At 55.7% G+C, this 19,453-nt stretch carries 17 protein-coding genes and 1 pseudogene; 7 read left to right on the plus strand and 11 right to left on the minus strand.

Annotated features, from left to right (window positions below; genetic code table 11):
* Positions 1-2: 2 nt before the first annotated feature.
* Genes citF through citG form a run of 3 tightly spaced genes read left to right on the plus strand, consistent with a single transcriptional unit; the run spans position 3 to position 2,846 of the window.
* Positions 3-1,520, plus strand: a complete 1,518-nt coding sequence (citF, locus tag ACX3P5_RS17290) for a citrate lyase subunit alpha (RefSeq protein WP_458969041.1) — start codon at positions 3-5, stop codon at positions 1,518-1,520.
* Between the two features lie 5 nt (positions 1,521-1,525).
* Positions 1,526-2,065, plus strand: a complete 540-nt coding sequence (citX, locus tag ACX3P5_RS17295) for a citrate lyase holo-[acyl-carrier protein] synthase (RefSeq protein ID WP_458969196.1) — start codon at positions 1,526-1,528, stop codon at positions 2,063-2,065.
* Positions 2,043-2,846, plus strand: a complete 804-nt coding sequence (gene citG, locus ACX3P5_RS17300; RefSeq protein WP_458969042.1) for a triphosphoribosyl-dephospho-CoA synthase CitG — start codon at positions 2,043-2,045, stop codon at positions 2,844-2,846. Before citX ends, citG begins: the two co-directional genes overlap by 23 nt.
* 216 nt (positions 2,847-3,062) lie before the next feature.
* On the opposite strand, the gene gntU is transcribed toward citG, so the two are convergent.
* From gntU to ACX3P5_RS17320, 4 genes are all read right to left on the minus strand, one after another.
* A complete protein-coding gene (gene gntU / locus ACX3P5_RS17305) occupies positions 3,063-4,403 on the minus strand; it encodes a gluconate transporter (protein WP_069729847.1) in 1,341 nt (446 codons plus the stop codon).
* Between the two features lie 2 nt (positions 4,404-4,405).
* On the minus strand, positions 4,406-4,942 hold the full coding sequence (gene gntK, locus ACX3P5_RS17310; RefSeq protein ID WP_233986880.1) for a gluconokinase: 537 nt from the start codon (positions 4,940-4,942) through the stop codon (positions 4,406-4,408).
* 140 nt (positions 4,943-5,082) lie between these two features.
* The gene (gntR, locus tag ACX3P5_RS17315) at positions 5,083-6,078 is read right to left on the minus strand and encodes a gluconate operon transcriptional repressor GntR (protein WP_233986879.1); all 996 of its coding nucleotides are present in this window, start codon (positions 6,076-6,078) and stop codon (positions 5,083-5,085) included.
* Between the two features lie 102 nt (positions 6,079-6,180).
* Positions 6,181-6,876, minus strand: coding sequence for a pirin family protein (locus ACX3P5_RS17320; protein ID WP_233986878.1), 696 nt, complete (start codon positions 6,874-6,876; stop codon positions 6,181-6,183).
* Between the two features lie 483 nt (positions 6,877-7,359).
* On the opposite strand from ACX3P5_RS17320, the gene ACX3P5_RS17325 reads away from it, so the two are divergent.
* Positions 7,360-8,643: an HAAAP family serine/threonine permease gene (locus ACX3P5_RS17325; RefSeq protein WP_458969043.1), complete on the plus strand. Its 1,284-nt coding sequence runs from the start codon at positions 7,360-7,362 to the stop codon at positions 8,641-8,643.
* A gap of 61 nt (positions 8,644-8,704) precedes the next feature.
* The gene (locus tag ACX3P5_RS17330; RefSeq protein ID WP_233986876.1) at positions 8,705-10,072 is read left to right on the plus strand and encodes an L-serine ammonia-lyase; all 1,368 of its coding nucleotides are present in this window, start codon (positions 8,705-8,707) and stop codon (positions 10,070-10,072) included.
* 66 nt (positions 10,073-10,138) lie between these two features.
* On the opposite strand, the gene ACX3P5_RS17335 is transcribed toward ACX3P5_RS17330, so the two are convergent.
* Positions 10,139-10,582 carry a helix-turn-helix domain-containing protein gene (locus tag ACX3P5_RS17335; protein ID WP_233986875.1) on the minus strand — a complete coding sequence of 148 codons (444 nt, stop codon included), beginning with the start codon at positions 10,580-10,582 and terminating at the stop codon, positions 10,139-10,141.
* Between the two features lie 617 nt (positions 10,583-11,199).
* Between ACX3P5_RS17335 and ACX3P5_RS17340 the strand changes: the two genes are divergently transcribed.
* Positions 11,200-11,694: a GNAT family N-acetyltransferase gene (locus ACX3P5_RS17340; RefSeq protein ID WP_336756775.1), complete on the plus strand. Its 495-nt coding sequence runs from the start codon at positions 11,200-11,202 to the stop codon at positions 11,692-11,694.
* A gap of 534 nt (positions 11,695-12,228) precedes the next feature.
* On the opposite strand, the gene ggt is transcribed toward ACX3P5_RS17340, so the two are convergent.
* Positions 12,229-13,980 carry a gamma-glutamyltransferase gene (ggt, locus tag ACX3P5_RS17345; protein WP_233986873.1) on the minus strand — a complete coding sequence of 584 codons (1,752 nt, stop codon included), beginning with the start codon at positions 13,978-13,980 and terminating at the stop codon, positions 12,229-12,231.
* Positions 13,981-14,186: 206 nt separating this feature from the next.
* On the opposite strand from ggt, the gene ACX3P5_RS17350 reads away from it, so the two are divergent.
* Positions 14,187-14,468: a DUF2756 domain-containing protein gene (locus tag ACX3P5_RS17350; RefSeq protein ID WP_233986871.1), complete on the plus strand. Its 282-nt coding sequence runs from the start codon at positions 14,187-14,189 to the stop codon at positions 14,466-14,468.
* On the opposite strand, the gene ugpQ is transcribed toward ACX3P5_RS17350, so the two are convergent.
* From ugpQ to ugpB, 5 genes and pseudogenes are all read right to left on the minus strand, one after another.
* Positions 14,465-15,208, minus strand: a complete 744-nt coding sequence (gene ugpQ, locus ACX3P5_RS17355; protein WP_336756778.1) for a glycerophosphodiester phosphodiesterase — start codon at positions 15,206-15,208, stop codon at positions 14,465-14,467. The genes ACX3P5_RS17350 and ugpQ overlap by 4 nt on opposite strands.
* On the minus strand, positions 15,205-16,278 hold the full coding sequence (locus ACX3P5_RS17360; protein ID WP_336756780.1) for a sn-glycerol-3-phosphate import ATP-binding protein UgpC: 1,074 nt from the start codon (positions 16,276-16,278) through the stop codon (positions 15,205-15,207). The genes ugpQ and ACX3P5_RS17360 overlap by 4 nt, the downstream gene beginning before the upstream one ends.
* Before the next feature lies 1 nt (position 16,279).
* Positions 16,280-17,125, minus strand: a complete 846-nt coding sequence (gene ugpE, locus ACX3P5_RS17365; protein WP_031375616.1) for a sn-glycerol-3-phosphate ABC transporter permease UgpE — start codon at positions 17,123-17,125, stop codon at positions 16,280-16,282.
* Positions 17,122-18,010, minus strand: a pseudogene (gene ugpA / locus ACX3P5_RS17370) (sn-glycerol-3-phosphate ABC transporter permease UgpA). The gene ugpE and the pseudogene ugpA overlap by 4 nt, the downstream one beginning before the upstream one ends.
* A gap of 57 nt (positions 18,011-18,067) precedes the next feature.
* On the minus strand, positions 18,068-19,384 hold the full coding sequence (gene ugpB, locus ACX3P5_RS17375) for a sn-glycerol-3-phosphate ABC transporter substrate-binding protein UgpB (protein WP_458969044.1): 1,317 nt from the start codon (positions 19,382-19,384) through the stop codon (positions 18,068-18,070).
* Positions 19,385-19,453 lie beyond the last annotated feature (69 nt).

Raw genomic sequence — 19,453 nt, forward strand, 5'->3', positions numbered from 1 at the left:
ACATGAATCAGACAGAACTTCTTCATATCAATTTTCCTCATCTGCGGAACTTAACCCCGTTTGACACCGCCTGCAGCACCACTCCGTGGCTCGCTGATACTGAGGCGAAACAGCGTCGCAAACTGTGTAGTTCCTTAGAAGAAGCCGTAGTGCGCAGTGGTCTGCAGGATGGAATGACCATATCCTTTCACCATGCGTTTCGTGAAGGCGATCGGGTAATTAACAGTGTGGTTGCCCTGCTGGCCAGAATGGGCTTTAAAAATCTGACACTGGCTTCCAGCTCGCTAATGAGCTGTAACGACACCCTGATTGAACATATCGAACAGGGCGTGATCAACCGAATCTATACCTCAGGCATGCGCGGCAAGCTCGCCGATGCTATTTCCCACGGGCTGATGGACGAACCAGTACAAATTCACTCTCACGGTGGCCGCGTAAAACTGTTGCAGGACGGGGAGCTTCAAATCGATGTGGCATTCTTAGGCGTACCCTGTAGCGATGCATTTGGCAATGCTAACGGTATTCACGGTAAATCCTGCTGTGGCTCGCTGGGCTACGCCATGGTCGATGCTCATTTCGCCAAAAAAGTCGTGCTGCTCACTGAAGCACTGGTCCCTTTTCCTAATATACCGGCCAGCCTGGTGCAGGATCAGGTGGATTACATTGTACAGGTTGAAAGCGTAGGTGATCCGTCGAAGATTAGCGTGGGGGCAGCGCGAGCCACCAGCAATCCCCGGGAGTTGTTGATTGCCCGCCACGCGGCAGAGGTCATTGAATATTCAGGCTACTTTAAACCCGGTTTCTCGATGCAGACCGGCTCTGGCGCAGCAGCTACGGCCTGTACACGCTTTATGGGCGATAAAATGGAACGCCACGGGATAAAAGCGCGCTTTGCGCTGGGGGGCATTACCGGCAGTCTGGTGGATCTGCATAAAAAAGGACTGATCGAAACACTGCTGGATACGCAGTGTTTTGACAGTGAGGCCGCAGATTCGCTGGCAACAAGTCAAAATCATATTGAGATTTCCACCAACGTTTATGCCAATCCCGGGAGCAAGGGCGCGAGTTGTGACCAGCTTGATGTCGTGATCCTCAGTGCGCTGGAAATTGACACGAACTTCAACGTGAATGTTATCACCGGCTCAGACGGGGTGATGCGCGGCGCATCCGGTGGCCACTGTGATGTCGCCGCGGCGGCAAATCTGACCATTATCGTGGCGCCATTAGTGCGAAGCCGCATACCGACCATCGTGAAGCGGGTTACTACGCGCTTAACGCCAGGGGAAAGTATTGATGTATTGGTTACCGATCAGGGTATCGCAGTAAACCCGGCCCGCCCGGAAATCCGTGAACGACTTGAAGCGGCTGGTTTAAACATTGTGACTATCGAAGCGTTGTATGCCCGGGCAATTTCTTTGGTTGGCGAGCCGACACCGATTGAGTATACCGACAGAATTGTGGGTGTCATTCGTTACCGTGACGGCAGCGTAATCGACACGGTTCGACAAGTGAAGGAATAACCGTGATGCCGGCAGAAACCCACACACGAACTAGCGTCAGTCTGGAGGCATTGCTGACAGCACGTGAGCAGCGCGCGGCGCGTCAGGCTGACTGGCTCAGGCTCTACAGACAACCCATTATTTCCCTGACGCTGGTCACGCCCGGAAGCGTCAAAGACAACCAGCGCTATCGCAACTGTATGGGCGTGGCGCTGCTAATGTGCGATCAACTGCTGCGAAAGCATCGCTGGCGCGTGCTTGACCGCAATGTTTTGTGGTTACCAACCGGGCCGGAGGCGTTATGGTGTGTGGCTCATCCAGCGGCAGAAATCAAAGCCCATTGTGCTGAGCTGGAACAGACACATCCTCTTGGCAGACTGTGGGATCTGGACGTAATTTGCCCGGCTAACGGGCATATCGGCCGGCTCTCGCTGGGAAGAAATCTACGCCGTTGCCTGGTGTGCGACCAACCTGCCCATGCCTGTTCCCGTTCACGTCAGCATCCTGTTGAGCAGGTCGCTGCATGTGTGGAGAAACTGATTAATGACTGGTTTTCTCGCGACTAAAGCACGGGTAGCGAACGTGGCGAGGCTTGCGGAAGAGGCATTATGGCTTGAACTGGCGTTGACGCCTAAACCGGGGCTGGTAGACACGCTTAATAACGGTTCGCATCGTGATATGGACCACGCGATGTTTGCCCGAAGTATTACCGCCATCACGCCCTGGTTCTCACGGTTTACCGAATTGGGGTTTGAGTATGCGGATAAACCGCCAGAGCAGCAGCTCCGGTTGCTTCGTCCGATGGGAATCGCTTGTGAACAGGCGATGTATACCGCAACGGGTGGAGTAAATACGCATAAAGGCGGAATTTTTGCACTGGGCTTACTTTGCTTTGCCGCCGGACGCGTATCGTATCCCGATGCCCGGAGGCTCTGCCTCGAAGTCAGTCGCCTGTGTCGGGGTCTGGTGGAACATGAACTCGCGAACCGCACAGGCCTGGCGACGGCAGGCGAGCGACAGTATCAGCAATTTGGCTTAACCGGTGCCCGCGGCGAGGCAGAGAGCGGATTTGCCACCGTGCGCGAGGTGCTGGCGCTCTGGCAGGGAGAAACGCTGCATGAGCTTTTACTACGTCTGCTGGCCGTGAATCAGGACACTAACCTGGTATCGCGTGGCGGCATGGCCGGGTTGCACTACGTGCAAGGCTATGCGCGTCAGCTTCTGGATCAGGGCTGGGATCGAGCGGCGCTTTTAGAGATGGACAAAGCTCTGATTACGCGCAATTTGAGTCCGGGAGGAAGTGCGGACTTACTGTCGGTGAGCTGGGTTCTGGCGGGCTGCGGTTGATCCCACCAGCGTTTCTCCCTGGTTTGTACCATGATCTCTGTAGCTGCCTATCCGCCCCATCATAGATGTGAAGAAACAGCATTGCGGTGAATAGTGAGGGCCGCCCGTGCCTTAGGTTGCAATAATATACATAGCAGGAACATTTAAAACGGATGGGCCTCCAGATTTCAATGCCCGATACAGACCGGTTAAACAGAGCATCCGGAGGCCGCGCCGTTACGATAACAGCGTAAAGGCGATCATCCCCACCACTGCACCGACGGTGCCGAGAATGGTTTCCATCAGGGTCCAGGTTTTCAGGGTTTCCGCTTCGCTGGCCCCGGTGAAGCGACCAAACAGCCAGAAACCGGCATCGTTGACGTGGCTGATGATAATCGAACCGCCGCCGATACAGATCGACAGGGCCGCCAGCTGAGCGCCGCTGTAGTGCAGCGGTTCAATCACCGGCATGATCAATCCGACCGTGGTGAGACAGGCGACCGTTGCCGAGCCCTGAATCACCCGCACTGCGCCCGACAGAATAAAGCAGGCCAGCGCAATCGGCAGTCCCGCACCGGTCAGCGCATTCCCCAGCACCGGCCCGACGCCAGAATCGACCAGCACCTGTTTGAATACGCCGCCCGCGCCGATCACCAGCAGGATAATCCCCGCCGGCTGCAGCGCACTGCCGCACACCTGCATCACCCGCTCTTTGTCCATGCCCTGACGGTAGGCCAGACCATAAATCGCCACCAGCAACGCCAGCAGGATCGCGGTAAACGGATGACCGATAAACTCCAGCCACTCATACAACGGGGTGCCTTCGGTGGTGAAGCGCGCGCCGATGGTTTTCAGGCCAACCAGCACCAGCGGGAACAGAATCAGTGACAGGCTGAAGCCAAACGAAGGCAGCTTGCTCTCATCCACATCCGGCTGATGATCTTCCGGCGGTGCGCTGAACGAGACATGATTCCCGATGAAGTTGCCGAACAGCGGACCCGCAATCAGCATGCCGGGGATCGCGGCGCACAGACCCAGCAGGATCATCCAGCCAAAGTCAGCGTGCATCTGCGAGGCCAGCAGCATCGGTGCCGGACCCGGCAGCAGGAAAGCGGCGGCTGCGGCGACCCCGGCAAACAGCGGGATCACCAGCTTAACCAGATTGCCGCCGGTACGCCGCGCCACGGCAAAAGCGATGCTGATTAACAGCACCACCGCCACTTCAAAAAACAGCGGTAGCGCGCAGATCAGGCCAGCAATGCCCATTGCGTAATGGGCGCGACTCTGACCAAAAGTTTTCAGCATCCGGATAGCAATCTGATCGACCGCCCCGGTTTCATGCAGGATTTTGCCGAACATCGCGCCCAGCGCCACCACAATGGCTAGGAAGCCGAGCGTGCCGCCCATCCCCTTCTGCATGGTTTCGGCGATCTGATTCAGCGGCATACCGGAGAACAGCCCGGCACCAATCGACACTAACATCAGGGCGACAAAGGCGTGCATACGCGCTTTCATCACCAGAAAAAGCAGCAGCAGGACGGAGCCTGCTGCGGTCAGTACAAGTGTTGCGGTATTCATCTCTAACCCTGGCTGATTGCGTCCCTGATAGTCGCAACCGTAGCCGCCACAACCTCGTCGAGTGAATGATCGATATCCACCACCAGTACATCCGGCTCATCACTGCCCGGTTCTTCCAGCGTCGCAAACTGGGTGACCAGCATTTGCGGCTTGAAGAAGTGACCTTTGCGCGCTTTAAGACGGGCTTCGATGGTATCGAAGTCGCCTTTCAGATAGACGAAACGCAGGTTGTCATTACCCTGGCGCAGAATATCGCGATAACTTTTTTTCAGCGCCGAGCAGACAATCACTGAAATCGCCTGGGTACGCTGCATCGCAAACGCAGCATCGTTCAGCGCCTGTAACCACGGCTGGCGGTCGTTATCATCCAGCGGATGACCATCAGCCATTTTCAGGATGTTGGCGCGCGGATGGAGAAAATCACCGTCGAGAAAGGCGGTATTCAGTTGATGCGAAACCTGGTTGGCGACGGCAGACTTACCGCTGCCTGAAACGCCCATCAGGATAAAAACGTGATGCGACGGGGATTGCGTTGTCATTTTTCTGCTCCGGCAGGTGTGGATTTGCCAATGTTACCGATAACAATGTCGTTTCTCATTGTCTTGACCACTTAACAGCCTGGCAACCTTTTTACCGGGAAAAGCACGAAAGTGTGAGCTGACTCATAAAATCGCCAGAATCAGATGCTGCCACCTTCACTGATTTCGAAACCGACATCGAGCGACTGATTTGCGCTGCTCTCTCCGCCGATACGCGCCAGCAGCAGTGCTGCCGCTTCACGCCCCATCCGGTCGCGCGGCGTCAGGACCGTTGCCAGTTGCGGCGTCACCACCTGACTGATGTCATGCCCGTGGAAACCGGCAATCGCCATCTGGCTCGGCACCTGCAAACCCTGTCGCTGGCATTCAAACATCGCGCCGACGGCCAGGTCATCGTTGGTACAGAACAGGCTGTCGGTTTCAGGATAGAGCCGCTGTGCCTCACGCAGCAGATCACAGCCGGCGCTGAAGGATGAAGCATCTTCCATCATGACGCTGCGCGGAGTCAGCCCCGCTTCGCGCATCGCCGCTTCATAGCCGCGCTGCTTTTGCAGCGTACGTTCATCGAGACGTGCCCCGAGGTAAACGGTGTGACGATGACCTTTGCTGAGGATCGCCTGGGTCATCTGTCGCGCCGCTTCCACGTTGTCGAAGCCTACCGCCATATCCAGGCAGGGCGTCACGCTGTCCATCACCTCAATCACCGGAATGCCGGCTACTTCCAGCATCCGCAGCGTGCCGGGCGTGTGAGTGCGTTCGGTCAGGATCACCCCATCAATGTTCCAGCCGAGCAGCGAGCGCAGCTGTAACTCTTCTTTTTGTGGGTTGTAGCCAAAGTGAGCCACCAGCGTCTGATAGCCCGCCTCATCGGTGACGGCTTCAATGCCGCGCAACACGTCGGCGAAGACCTGGTTGGTGAGCGACGGCAGCAGCACGCCAATGGCGCGGCTGGTCGCGTTTGAGAGCATATCGGGCGCGCGGTTGGGGATATAACCCAGCTCATCCAGCGCCACCGCAATCTTATCGCGCAGGGCAATGGAGACCTGCTCAGGGTTACGCAGGTAACGGCTGACGGTCATTTTTGTAATGCCGACGCGATCGGCAACGTCCTGTAATACCGGTCTTTTCTTCTTCATCGTAGCGCCTGGGATCGCCCTTATAGCTTCAGTACGATGAGTCTATCACTTTTCTGACAACAGATTGCCAACCGGGCGCGACGAGGCGCGCCCGTAACCGAATCAGACCGGTGGCAGATCAAACAGCAGGACTTCGGCGGCGCTGCTGGCCTCGATGGTGAGTGCGCTTTCATCCCAGATTGCCAGCGCATCGCTGGTAGTCACCGCCTGACCGTTGACGGTAACCTCCCCTTTCACCACCTGAATCCAGATGCGACGACCGGCATCGATCGCCACGTTATCCTGCTCACCCGCCGCCAGCACCCAGCGCGATAAGGTCATATCCTGATAGACCTTCAGCGAGCCTTCACGCGCATCCGGACTCAGCACCAGCTGACGTCCCTGCACATCCGGGAAACGGCGCTGATCGTAGCGTGGCTCAATGCCGGTACGCTCAGGAATGATCCAGATCTGATACAGATGCAGCGGCTCGGTGGCGCTGGCGTTGTACTCGGAGTGACGTACACCGGTGCCGGCGCTCATGATCTGAAACTCTCCGGCCGGGATCTGCTCTTTGTTGCCCATGCTGTCCTGATGCTCAACCGTTCCGGAGAGCACGTAGGTCAGAATCTCCATATCTTTATGCGGATGGGTACCGAAACCCTGGCCGCCTTCCACCACATCTTCATTGATCACCCGCAGCGCGGAGAAACCCATAAAGTTAGCGTCGTGATAGCTGGCGAAAGAAAAGGTGTGCCAGCTGTCCAGCCAGCCGTGGTTAGCGTGACCGCGTTCTTCTGCTTTGCGTACATAAATCATGTTCAAATCTCCTCAATGTTTTTTATAGTCTCTCCCTGCGGCGGTTTGATTGATAGCTGAAAAAGTTCACGCCTCTGTTCAAAATCATTGAACAAAAGCGGGCGGATTACTGAACGGGACAGAACGAACCGGTTAGAAGGCGGGATGAAGGGAAAAAACGGACATAAAGGTAAATTGATAAAGCCGGTAGATAACAGCCACGCAGAAACTCTGTTAATTTATTTTCCGAATATCACACTGGTGATATTTCCACGGAATTTAAAGCCGCCAAAGATAACAGCGGGATTAAAAGTGATACCTTAAAAATCATCATTAATAAGGGATGACTTTTGATACCTTAAAAAATAAATTACAAACCGAATAATGTGATCGCCGTAAATAACCCGCCATGACAAACCCTACTAAAATAGCCAGCAAATAAAAAGCCTGTTTTTAAATATTGCCCGATTCATTTTATCTCTTCTTATTATTAGGAACCCTATTATGGATGCCGTTCAAAATACGCTGTTATCAGGTGACACCCTACGCTGGAGAAAAAGCGATACCGTCTGGATGCTGGGACTCTACGGCACGGCAATTGGTGCCGGCGTGCTGTTTTTGCCGATCAATGCCGGCACGGGCGGTTTGCTGCCGTTAATCGTGATGGCGCTGTTAGCCTTCCCGATGACCTTTTTTGCCCATCGTGGGCTTACCCGCTTTGTACTTTCCGGCAGGAATCCGGGTGAAAATATTACTGAAGTGGTGGAGGAACATTTTGGTACCGGTGCAGGCAAGCTGATTACCCTGCTCTACTTTTTTGCTATTTATCCCATTCTGCTGGTTTATAGCGTGGCGATTACCAATACCGTCGAAAGTTTTCTCACCCACCAGCTTCATCTGGTATCGCCGCCGCGTGCGTTACTGGCATTGATTCTGATTGTCGGCATGATGGCTATTGTACGCTTCGGTGAAAAAGCGATCGTGAAAGCGATGAGCGTGCTGGTCTTCCCGTTTGTTGCCGCGCTGATGCTGCTGGCGCTTTATCTGATCCCCCAATGGAACGGCGCTATTCTGAATACGCTCTCATTTAGTGGTTCAGAGACCACCGGAGGTGGACTGTGGTTCACGCTGTGGCTGGCCATTCCGGTCATGGTTTTCTCTTTCAATCACTCCCCGATTATCTCCTCCTTTGCGGTGGCCAAGCGTCAGGAGTACGGTGATCAGGCGGCATCAAAATGCTCACGTATTTTAGCCTGCGCCCATATCATGATGGTTCTCACCGTGATGTTTTTCGTCTTCAGCTGCGTACTGAGTCTCTCACCGGAAAACCTGGCCGAGGCGAAAGCGCAGAATATTTCTATTCTCTCTTATCTGGCTAACCATTTTAACTCTCCGTTAATTGCCTGGATGGCGCCGATTATCGCCATCATCGCCATTACCAAATCCTTTCTCGGTCACTATCTGGGCGCGCGTGAAGGTTTCAACGGCATGGTGATTAAGTCGCTGCGCAGCAAAGGCAAAACCATTGAGCTTAATAAGCTGAACCGGATCACCGCCTGCTTTATGCTGGCCACCACCTGGATTGTCGCCACCCTGAATCCCAGCATTTTAGGCATGATTGAAAAACTGGGCGGGCCGGTTATCGCCATGATTCTGTTCCTGATGCCGATGTACGCCATCAATAAAGTCCCGGCGATGCGCAAGTACAGCGGTCATCTGAGTAATATTTTTGTCATCGTCATTGGCCTGATTGCTATTTCCGCCATCGCTTATTCATTACACAGCTGATGACCGTCGCTCGCCCTCCCGGCGAGCGCCACTTTCCTATTGCAATCCGCATGGGTGAATCATGATTAGCGTTTTCGATATTTTTAAAATCAGCATCGGGCCATCCAGTTCACACACGGTCGGGCCGATGAAGGCAGGCAAACATTTTGTGGATACGCTGAGTGAAAAAGGCCTGCTGGATAAGGTGACTCGTCTGGTGGTGGATATTTATGGCTCGCTTTCTCTGACCGGTAAAGGCCACCACACCGACATTGCGATTATTCTCGGCCTGAGTGGCTATCTGCCTGACACCGTGGATATTGATAAGATCCCAGCCATCATTCGTGACGTGAATAGCCTGCAACAGTTGCGTATCAAAGAAGGTCAGCGGGAAATTGCCTTCCCGGTGGCAGAGTGCATGCGTTTTCACAGCGAGTTTCTGCCATTACATGAAAATGGTATGAGCATTACCGCCTTTTGTGACGGCAAAACCGTTCATTCCCAGACCTACTATTCCATCGGCGGCGGTTTTATCGTGACCGAAGATGATTTCGGTAAAAACCTGGATAACGAAATCGATCTCCCCTTTCCGTTCTACTCCGCCCGCAACCTGCTGGCGCATTGCCATGATAATAACCTGTCGATTTCAGCGGTGATGATGAAGAATGAGATTGCCCGCTATGGCCGCAAAGAGGTGGAAGAAAACATGGCGCAGATATGGCAAACCATGCGCAATGCGATTACCCGCGGCCTCAGTACGGAAGGCATTTTACCCGGCCCGTTAAAAGTGCCGCGTCGGGCATCGTCTCTGCATCGCATTCTGGCGCCGCAGAGTCAGTCGGTGAATCCGTTAAGTGCTATGGACTGGGTGAACATGTTTGCTATGGCGGTGAGCGAGGAAAATGCCGCAGGAGGACGTGTGGTTACCGCGCCAACCAACGGCGCGTGCGGAATTATTCCGGCGGTGCTGGCCTATTATGATCGTTTCATCAAACCGGTCACGCCTGAGCTTTATATGCGTTATTTCCTGACGGCAGGCGCAATTGGCATTCTTTATAAGATGAATGCCTCCATTTCCGGCGCTGAAGTGGGCTGCCAGGGAGAAGTCGGCGTGGCCTGTTCAATGGCAGCGGCTGGCCTGGCTGAATTGCTGGGCGCAGAGGCGGAAAAAGTCTGCGTCGCGGCTGAAATAGGGATGGAGCATAATCTGGGTCTGACCTGCGATCCTGTGGCGGGTCAGGTTCAGGTGCCCTGTATTGAGCGAAATGCGATTGCGGCGGTGAAAGCCATTAACTCAACCAGTATGGCGATGTATCGCACCAGCGATCCGAAAGTGTCGCTGGATAAGATCATTGAAACCATGTTTGAAACCGGCAAAGACATGAATGCCAAATACCGTGAAACGGCGCGCGGCGGTCTGGCGATCAAAGTGGCGATTTGTGAATCCTGACGGTTAAACACCGCCAGCCTGTCAGGCTGGCGGTTTACTCCTTTCACCCTGCCGGTTTTAACAACGTTATTTCGTTTCGCTCTCCGTTGTCAGATCTGACCAGACCATGCTTCGCACTTCTGAAGAGCTGTACCATTCATTAATGGTGGCGCTGGGCGGCGTCTGCTGGGCAGGCTGGCCGGTAGCGGCTGCCTGAGCCGGGCCGGTCTGCTTTTTTCTGATACGGATGCGGGCAGGTGATGAGGCGGTTAACTGTGCATTAAAGGTGCGCCGGTGTGAATCCGAAAGAACGGACTCCAGCTGATGCAGACGTTCCAGACCACGCAAAATACCGATAAGGGTGCTCAGGGTGACAGACTCCCCTAATTCTGCCCGCTTAATGGTTGCCGTACCCACGCGGGCGCGTTCAGCAAGCTCAATCTGAGAGAGCCCAAGCTGCATACGTGTTTCTTTAATTCTGCAACATAATTCAGAAATAATTTCACTGTCGGACATGGTATTAAAACTCATATCAATACCTTATTGCGTGATTCATTGGATAAATTATTTAACAAACCTGAGTGCAAATAAAGGAAATAATTTCAGGATAATCCCTTCAGCATCAATACATGTTAATGATTATCTGAAAATACATAGCGCAGATAATTTCAGCATCAGATAATTTGCCCATCGCGCTTATTTTATCCGGTTAAATTTAACCAAATCCGATCTCTTTTTTCCGCTGGCTGAAGGCCGTTTAACACCATGACCGTCCGTCAACCCGATCTGTTAATCCTGTCAGTCACTGAATATCACGTTGCGGTTTGAGGGTTTATTCGTGATCGCGCCCGCCAGCCCATTTGAGGACGGGTTAAGGGCCAGCTGCCACTGGCCTGACAGAGACCTTGTGCAGGTGCGGCGATGAGAGCAAAAAAAAAGCCAGCATCTGTGCTGGCTAAATAATACTGGAAGCAATGTGAGCAATGTCGTGCTTTCTCAGGCTGTCGGGCGACACCCCGGGAACGCATCGCAATAATAATCATTATCATTCGTATCTGTAAAGCGATTTTGGCGGAATTTTGTTGATTTATCCGTGCTTTCCCTTGATGTTAAAAGGGATTTATCCATCTAATCCATCGGGAGGCACCATGAGTGAGATCACCGTTCGCCACGTTACGCCGGAAGATGCGGTCGCTCTGCAGCGCATTTATAGCCAGCCCGATACCCAGGCGAACACGCTACAACTCCCTCACTCGTCGTTGCAGATGTGGCAAACCCGGCTCAGCACGCCCCGGCCAGGAGTGCATCTGCTGGTGGCCTGTATGGATGATGAAGTGGTCGGGCAATGCGCCCTGGAAGTGCCCGAGCGCGCCCGGCGGCGTCACTCCGCCACGCTGGGCATGGGAGTCGATGAAAATTATCGCCAGCGCGGTGTTGGCCGTGCCCTGATGCAGGAGATGGTCAGCCTGTGTGACAACTGGCTGCAGGTCTCGCGGATGGAACTGACGGTGTTTGTTGATAATGCCCCGGCTATCGCCCTTTATCGTCGCTTCGGTTTTGAGATCGAGGGAACGGCCAGACGATATGCGATGCGCTATGGCGAGCTGATCGATGTTCATTTCATGGCGCGGCTGAAATCCTGACGCCTCAGAATAAAAAAGGGCACCCTGAGGGGTGATGCTCGTCAGTTAAGCGACAGGTGATAACGCAGTCTGGTGCCGAACAGGGGCTGGCGGTCCTCGCGCCGCTGCGCGGTGCCTTCACTTCATTCCTCTGCCTGACGGACCGCCGGGGATGGCACATCCTGTGCCGCCCCGCCTTTCGCCCGCGTCCTGCGGGCTCTCCGGGCTAATGTTCAGCGCTGCGGATTGCCTGCCCCTGATCGGCCCCCGCCTGCTCTGAGGCTTCAGTGTGTGCTGTTAAAAAGGGCACAAGAGTGGAGGCCTGAGCGCCTCTGCTGCGGAAAGGGCTATCCGCAGCGCTGAGGCGTGACGTTGGGCCAGAACGCCACGCCGGGAAGCGTGGGGAGTTCGGGGACGGCCCGGCAGCAGCAGAGGTGCTCAGGCCCGCACTCCGGCACGCCTGCCAGGAAAAAAGCTGCCACGTCTGACCGTGACAGCCTTTGCAAATCTAACCTTCGCTGACGAGCATTACACACCCTCAGGTGCCCTTGTGCCTTAATAACCGGCGCTGAGATCGTCGATGCTGCGCGGGTCGGAGGCGCCATACAACATCCCATCGGGACCAATCATAATGCTCTGGGTACTGCCCATCGCTGGCAGCACTTTCACATGCTGGCCTTTGCTTTCCAGCAGACGCAGCGTATCCGGGCTGAAGCCTTTCTCAACTCGCAGCTGATCGGGCAGCCACTGATGATGGAAACGCGGTGCATTGGTCGCTTCGGCGACGTTCATCCCGAAATCGATGCTGTTAACCACCATCTGCAATACCGTGGTGATGATACGGCTGCCGCCCGGACTGCCGGTGACCAGCCAGGTTTTGCCGCCTTTCGCCACAATGGTCGGAGACATCGAAGAGAGCGGACGTTTCGCCGGTTGCACCGCATTGGCTTCACCGCCAACCAGCCCGTAGACGTTTGGCGTACCCGGCTTGGCTGAGAAATCATCCATCTCGTTATTCATCAGGATGCCGCTGTTACCCGCCACAATCCCGCTGCCGAAATAGGTGTTAAGCGTGTAGGTCACCGCGACCGCATTGCCCTGTTTATCCACCACCGAGAAATGGGTGGTCTGGTTACTTTCATAAGGTTCGAGCTTGCCGGGTTTGATCTCACTGGACGGACGCGCTTTGGCGACATCAATCTGCTGCGCCAGGGTTTTGGCGTAGGCTTTGCTGGTTAATGCCTGCCACGGCACCTTTACAAAATCGGGGTCGCCGAGATATTCAGAGCGGTCCGCGTAGGCATATTTCTCCGCTTCGGCCATAACCTGCATCGCATCCGCGCTGCCAAAGCCCATCTTCGCCAGATCGAAGTTTTCCAGGATATTGAGGATCTGCACGATGTGGATGCCACCGGATGACGGCGGCGGCATCGAGAAGACTTCATAGCCACGATAGGTGCCGCTGATTGGCTTACGCTCAACCGCGCGATAGGCCGCCAGGTCAGCTTTGTTGATCAGGCCGCCGTGCTGCGCCATCTCCCCGGCGATCTCATCCGCGATTTCACCTTTATAAAAAGCATCCGGTCCCTGACGGGCAATCAGTTGCAGACTGTGGGCGAGGTTCTTCTGCACCAGCCGATCGCCCTTCTGCCACGGCGTGCCGTCCGCTTTATAGAAGATCGCTTTGCTGTTGGGATGGTTAATCAGCACCTCTTTGCCGTAGGTTTTCAGGTCATCCGCCAGCGCGTCGTTGACCGGAATACCGTCACGCGCCAGTTTAATCGCGGGTGCCAGCAGCGTGCTCAGCGGCAGCGTGCCATATTTTTGCGCAGCCAGCGCCAGCCCGGCCACGGTGCCCGGCGTACCGGAGGCGAGATGTGAGGTCAGCGACAGCTTGCTGTCGGCGTTGCCCTGCTTATCCAGGAACATATCGCGCGAGGCGTGGCCCGGTGCCATTTCACGGAAATCGATAGCGGTGGCGCGGCCAGAAGCGGTGCGCAGCAGCATAAACCCGCCGCCGCCGAGGTTACCGGCCTGCGGATGGGTGACGGCCAGCGCAAAGCCCACCGCCACCGCCGCATCGACGGCGTTGCCGCCCTGACGCAGAATCTCAACCCCGACCTGGGTTGCCATCGCATCGACTGACGCCACCATGCCGTGCTGTGCTTTCACCGGATGGAAAGTGTCGCTGTCGACGCCGTAAGAGACCGGCGGTGCCTGGGTTGGTGCGGCGTTAGCGCCGGCCACCACGGTAAAACTCATCACCAGCGACCAGCTAAGCTGCCGCACTGTTTGCTGCATTTTCATCCTGCCACCATCCCGTGTTGTTATTTACATTTTTTTATCATTTACGCAAGTGGCTACAAATACAGCAAAATAATCAGGGTTAAGTCAAATCAGGAATACATCTGAAGGTAAGGTCTGTGATATCGCGTAAACTTATGCGTGCGACCCTGAACGCCAGACGATGGCATTCAATATCCAGCACCTGTCGCTTTGAGGAAGGAGGAATAATGAAGAAGTGGATAATTGCTTTGGCGGCCCTGCTGCCTTTCGCCACGCTGGCGAACACGCTGAACAGTACCAACGATCCTAACCGGCCAGGCTATAACCCGAGCCAGCAACGGATGCAGAACCAGATGCAGACGCAACAGCAGCAACAGCAGTTGAAGCTGCGTCAGGATCAGCAACGTCAGACTCAGGATATGCAGCGTAAAATGCAGGAGCAGCGTAACAGCGCCCAGCAACGGGTGATCACCACGCAGCCGGGTCAGCAAAATCAAAATCAGAACTAACTAAAATCGGGGCCGATGATGTCGATGCAGTCGGTACAGATGGCATCAACGCCCCATTTCAGCAGTTCCCGCACCCGCTCCGGGCTGTTTACGGTATAGGCCAGAATCTTCAGGCCAGCCGCCTTTAGTTCCGCCACCCGCGCTTCGGTCAGCACTTTGTGATTGAGATGGATCGAAACGCACGCCAGCGCCGCCGTTTTCTCGCGCCACTCATTATCCCAGCTGTGTGACAGCAAACCACGCGGCAGCTGCGGTTCCGCCTGCATCGCCGCTTCCAGCGCCTCATACGAGAAAGAAGAGAGCAACGGTGCGGTTTGTCCGTGCCACAGGCTGGCTGCCGCCTGCGCCACGGCGCGCCCGGTTTCTGCTTCGCTGCCGGTGGTCGGTTTGATTTCGATATTCGCCATCATCTGATGCTGACGGCAGCGATCCGCCACCTGATCCAGCCGCGCCAGCTTTTCGCCATTAAACGCCTTGCTGAACCAGCTGCCGGCATCAAGCTGTGACAGTTTCTCCCACGGCAGCTGCCCGGCAACGCCCCAGCCGTTGCTGGTGCGATCCAGCGTGTCGTCGTGCAGCAGAAAGATCTGTGCATCGCCCGACAGTTTGGCATCAAATTCAATCATCTGATGACCATATTTCGCCCCGACGTCAATTGCCGCCAGGGTGTTTTCCGGTGCCAGTTTACCGCCGCCGCGATGCGCGACGATGTGCGGATAGGGCCAGTGTTGTGTGCTCATTCCAGACGCTTTCCATGGGTTGAATCGAAGAAGTGTAACGCATCTGCGGGCAGATGCAGCCACAGCGTGCTGCCAGGCTGTGGCCGCTCGCTGTGGGCTAAGCGTACCACCAGCGGCGTATCACCGATGCGGCCATGCGCAAGATTATCGGCACCCAGCATCTCCAGCGTATCGACCCGCAGCGGCACGCCGCCCTGCTCACGGCTGCTGAGCTGGATATGTTCCGGCCGGATACCCAGCACCACCGGACGGTTGGCCCACTTCGCTTTGCTGTCGCTGAGCGGCAAAGCGTGCGACGCATCCAGATTAAAGCGCGTACCGTCACTGTTGAACTGCCCTTTCAGCAGGTTCATCGCCGGTGCGCCGATAAACGAAGCGACGAACTGACTGGCGGGACGCTCATAAACCTCAACCGGCGTGCCCAGTTGCTCGACCACGCCTTTGTTCATCACCATCACCCGCTGCGCCAGCGTCATCGCTTCGACCTGATCGTGCGTGACATAGAGGCTGGTGGTCTGCAAACGCCGATGCAACTGTTGCAGTTCAAGACGCATCTGCACCCGCAGCCGTGCATCCAGATTGGAGAGCGGCTCATCGAACAGAAACACCGCCGGTTCACGCACGATGGCGCGCCCCATAGCAACGCGCTGACGCTGGCCGCCGGAGAGCTCACGAGGCCGGCGGGTCAGCAGATGATCCAGCTCAAGGCTGCGCGCCGCGTCAAGCACCCGCAGCCGAATCTGCTCTTTGCCCATGCCGCGGATCTTCAGGCCATAGGCCATGTTCTCTTCGACGGACATATGGGGATAGAGCGCATAGTTCTGGAACACCATCGCAATGCCGCGATCTTTTGGCTCTTCCTGGGTGACGCGTTTGTTGTCGATGTAGATGTCGCCGGAGCTGACGCGCTCCAGGCCCGCCACCATCCGCAGCAGGGTCGATTTCCCGCAGCCGGAAGGGCCGACCATCACCATAAATTCGCCATCATTAACCGTAACGTTCAGCGGCTGAATGATCTGATTTTTACCATCGTAAGACTTGGTCACTGCCTGAAGGGTTACGCCTGCCATCTTATTTCTCACTCTCAACCAGGCCGCGCACAAAGGCACGCTGCATGACTAACACCACCACAACCGGTGGGATCAGGGTTAATAACATCGCCGCCATCACTTCGTTCCACTGGGTCGGTGAACCGCTGGTGGAGATCATACTTTTGATCCCCGCGACCGCCGTGCCGAGGCTGGCGTCATTAATGATCAGCAGCGGCCAGAGATACTGATTCCAGCCGTAGATAAAGGTGATCACGAACAGCGCCGCCAGGTTGGTTTTCGACAGCGGCAGCACGATATCGCGGAAGAAACGCATCGCGCTGGCACCATCGATGCGCGCCGCTTCCACCAGCTCATCCGGTAGCGACATAAAAAACTGGCGGAACAAAAAGGTGGCGGTCGCTGACGCCATCAGCGGCAGGGTCAGGCCGCTGTAACTGTCGAGCAGGTTCAGATCGGCGATCACCTGCACCGTCGGGAAAATACGTACTTCGACCGGCAGCATCAGGGTGATGAAAATCAGCCAGAAGAACAGCGTCCGTAGCGGAAAGCGAAACCAGACCAGCGCAAAGGCTGACAGCATCGAGACGGTGATTTTGCCGACGGTGATCCCAAGCGCCATGATCGTGCTGTTCAGCAGCATCAGGCCGAATGCCGGGCCGTTACCGTTCACGCCGTGGGTCCAGATGCGCGAGACGTTCTCCCACAGGTGGGTGCCGGGCACCAGCGTCATCGGCACCTGATAGACCGCGTCGTTATCCAGCGTGGCCGCCACAAAGGCGACATAGAGCGGGAACAGGATAGTCAGCACGCCCAGTATCAGCACGATGTGGCTGAAGATATCCAGCCCGCGTCGGTTCTCAATCATTGGTATTGCACCTTACGTTCAACGAAGCGGAACTGAATCACCGTCAGGCCGATCACCAGCACCATCAGCACCACCGACTGGGCGGCGGATGAGGAGAGATCCAGACCGGTGAAGCCTTCGCGATAGATTTTGTAGATCAGCGTGGTGGTGGCCTGCACCGGCCCGCCGCCGGTCGCCGCGTCGATCACCGGGAAGGTATCGAAGAAGGCGTAAATCAGGTTCACCACCAGCAGGAAGAAGCTGACCGGGGTAATCAGCGGCAGAGAAAGGTTGAAGAAGCGACGCACCGGCCCGGCACCGTCAATCGCGGCGGCTTCCACCAGCGATTTGGGAATCGACTGCAGCGCGGCGAAGAAGAACAGGAAGTTGTAGCTCATCTGCTGCCAGATTGACGCCAGCACAATCAGGAACATCGCCTGACCGCTGTTTTGCGCATAGTTCCAGTTGTAGCCGATGTGGTTCAGCAGGTAGCTGAACAGGCCCAGACCGGGATTAAAACAGAAACATCCACAGCACCGCCGCCACGACCGGCGCAACGGCGTAAGGCAACAGCAGCAGCGTCTGGTAAAGTTTGCGCAGCCGCACCACGTAATCCACCAGCGCCGCCAGCAGCAGCGACAGCACCATGCCGCACACCGTGACCAGACCGCTGAATTTGATGGTGGTCCAGAAGGAATCCAGATAGTAAGGATCGGCAAACAGCCGTTTAAAATTATCCAGCCCGACGAAGGTGCTGGAGATGCCAAAAGGATCGAGGCTTTGCAGCGAATACCATAAGGCTTCACCCGCAGGCCAGAGAAAGAAGATGGCGGTGATCAACAGTTGCGGCAGCACCAAAAGATAGGGCAACAGGCTGGTGCGAAAGACCGGACGAGATGAGGACATGGCGCACTCTGATTCAGAAAGAGAAAGGGCCAGCCTGGGCTGGCCCGGTGGAGCGGGTTACTTCACCTGCTGCTGGAAGCGACGCAGCAGATCGTTGCCGCGTTTAACCGCATTATCCAGTGCGCTTTGCGGCGACTGTTTACCGGTCCAGACGCTCTCCAGCTCTTCATCCACCACGGTACGAATCTGCGGCATATTGCCGAGACGCATCCCTTTGGTGAAAGGCAACGGCGGCTTGTTCAGCATCTGACGGGTGGCGATATCGGCTCCCGGATTTTTATCGTAGAAGCCCTGCTGTTTGCTCAGCTCATAGGCGGCGGTGGTAATCGGCAGATAGCCGGTTTTCTGATGCCATTCCGCAGCGATTTCTGGCTGGGCGAGGAACTGCATAAACTCAGCGACGCCTTTATAGGTGGCTGCATCTTTGCCCTTCATCACCCACAGGCTGGCCCCGCCGATGATGGCGTTTTGTGGTGCTTCAGGAACGGTGTCGTCATACGGCATCATGCCCACGCCGAAGTTAAATTTGGCGTAATGACGGATATCCGCCAGCGAACCGGATGAGGCGGTGGTGATACCGCAATCGCCGTTGTAGAACTTGGCGGTGGACTCATCTTTACGACCAAAGTAGGTGAAGTCGCCCTTTTTATTCATCTCTTCCAGCATCTGGATGTGACGAACCTGCACCGGCTTATTGAACTCCAGCACCGCATCGCGACCATCAAATCCGTTGTTTTTGGTCGCCACCGGCAGCGCATGCCAGGCGCTGAAGTTTTCGATCTGAATCCAGCCCTGCCAGCCGCTGGCGTAACCACAGCTCATGCCCGCTTTACGCAGCGCCGCGGCATCTTTTGCCAGCTCCTGCCAGGTTTTCGGTGGCTGATCCGGGTTAAGTCCTGCTTTTTTGAAGGCGTCTTTGTTGTAGTAAAGCACCGGGGTCGAGCTGTTAAACGGTTGAGAGATCAGCTGACCTTTGCTGTCGCTGTAGTAGCCCGCCACCGTCGGTACAAACTGCTTTTCATCAAACGGAATACCGGCATCTTTAAACACCTGATGCACCGGCACAATCGCCTGTGAGGCCATCATGGTAGCGGTGCCGACTTCATACACCTGCAACACCGCGGGCGCTTTACCAGTGCGCACTGCCGCGATACCTGCCGCCAGGCTCTGCTCGTAGTTACCTTTGTAGGTCGGAACAATTTTGTAATCGGGATGGGCCTGGTTAAACCGTTGCGCCAGCGAATCCACTTCTTTGCCTAACTCGCCTTCCATAGAGTGCCAGAACGGGATCTCAGTGGCGGCCAGCGCCTGGCCACTGAGCGTCAGGCCAAGCAGCGCGCTGATCAGGCTACGACGATAGGTAACGACGGACATAGAATTTTCCTGTGCAGGTAAATACGCGTGAAATCACGGATTTCTGTTTCGCGAAGTAACATGACACGG

Source organism: Pantoea sp. S-LA4, assembly GCF_054482835.1.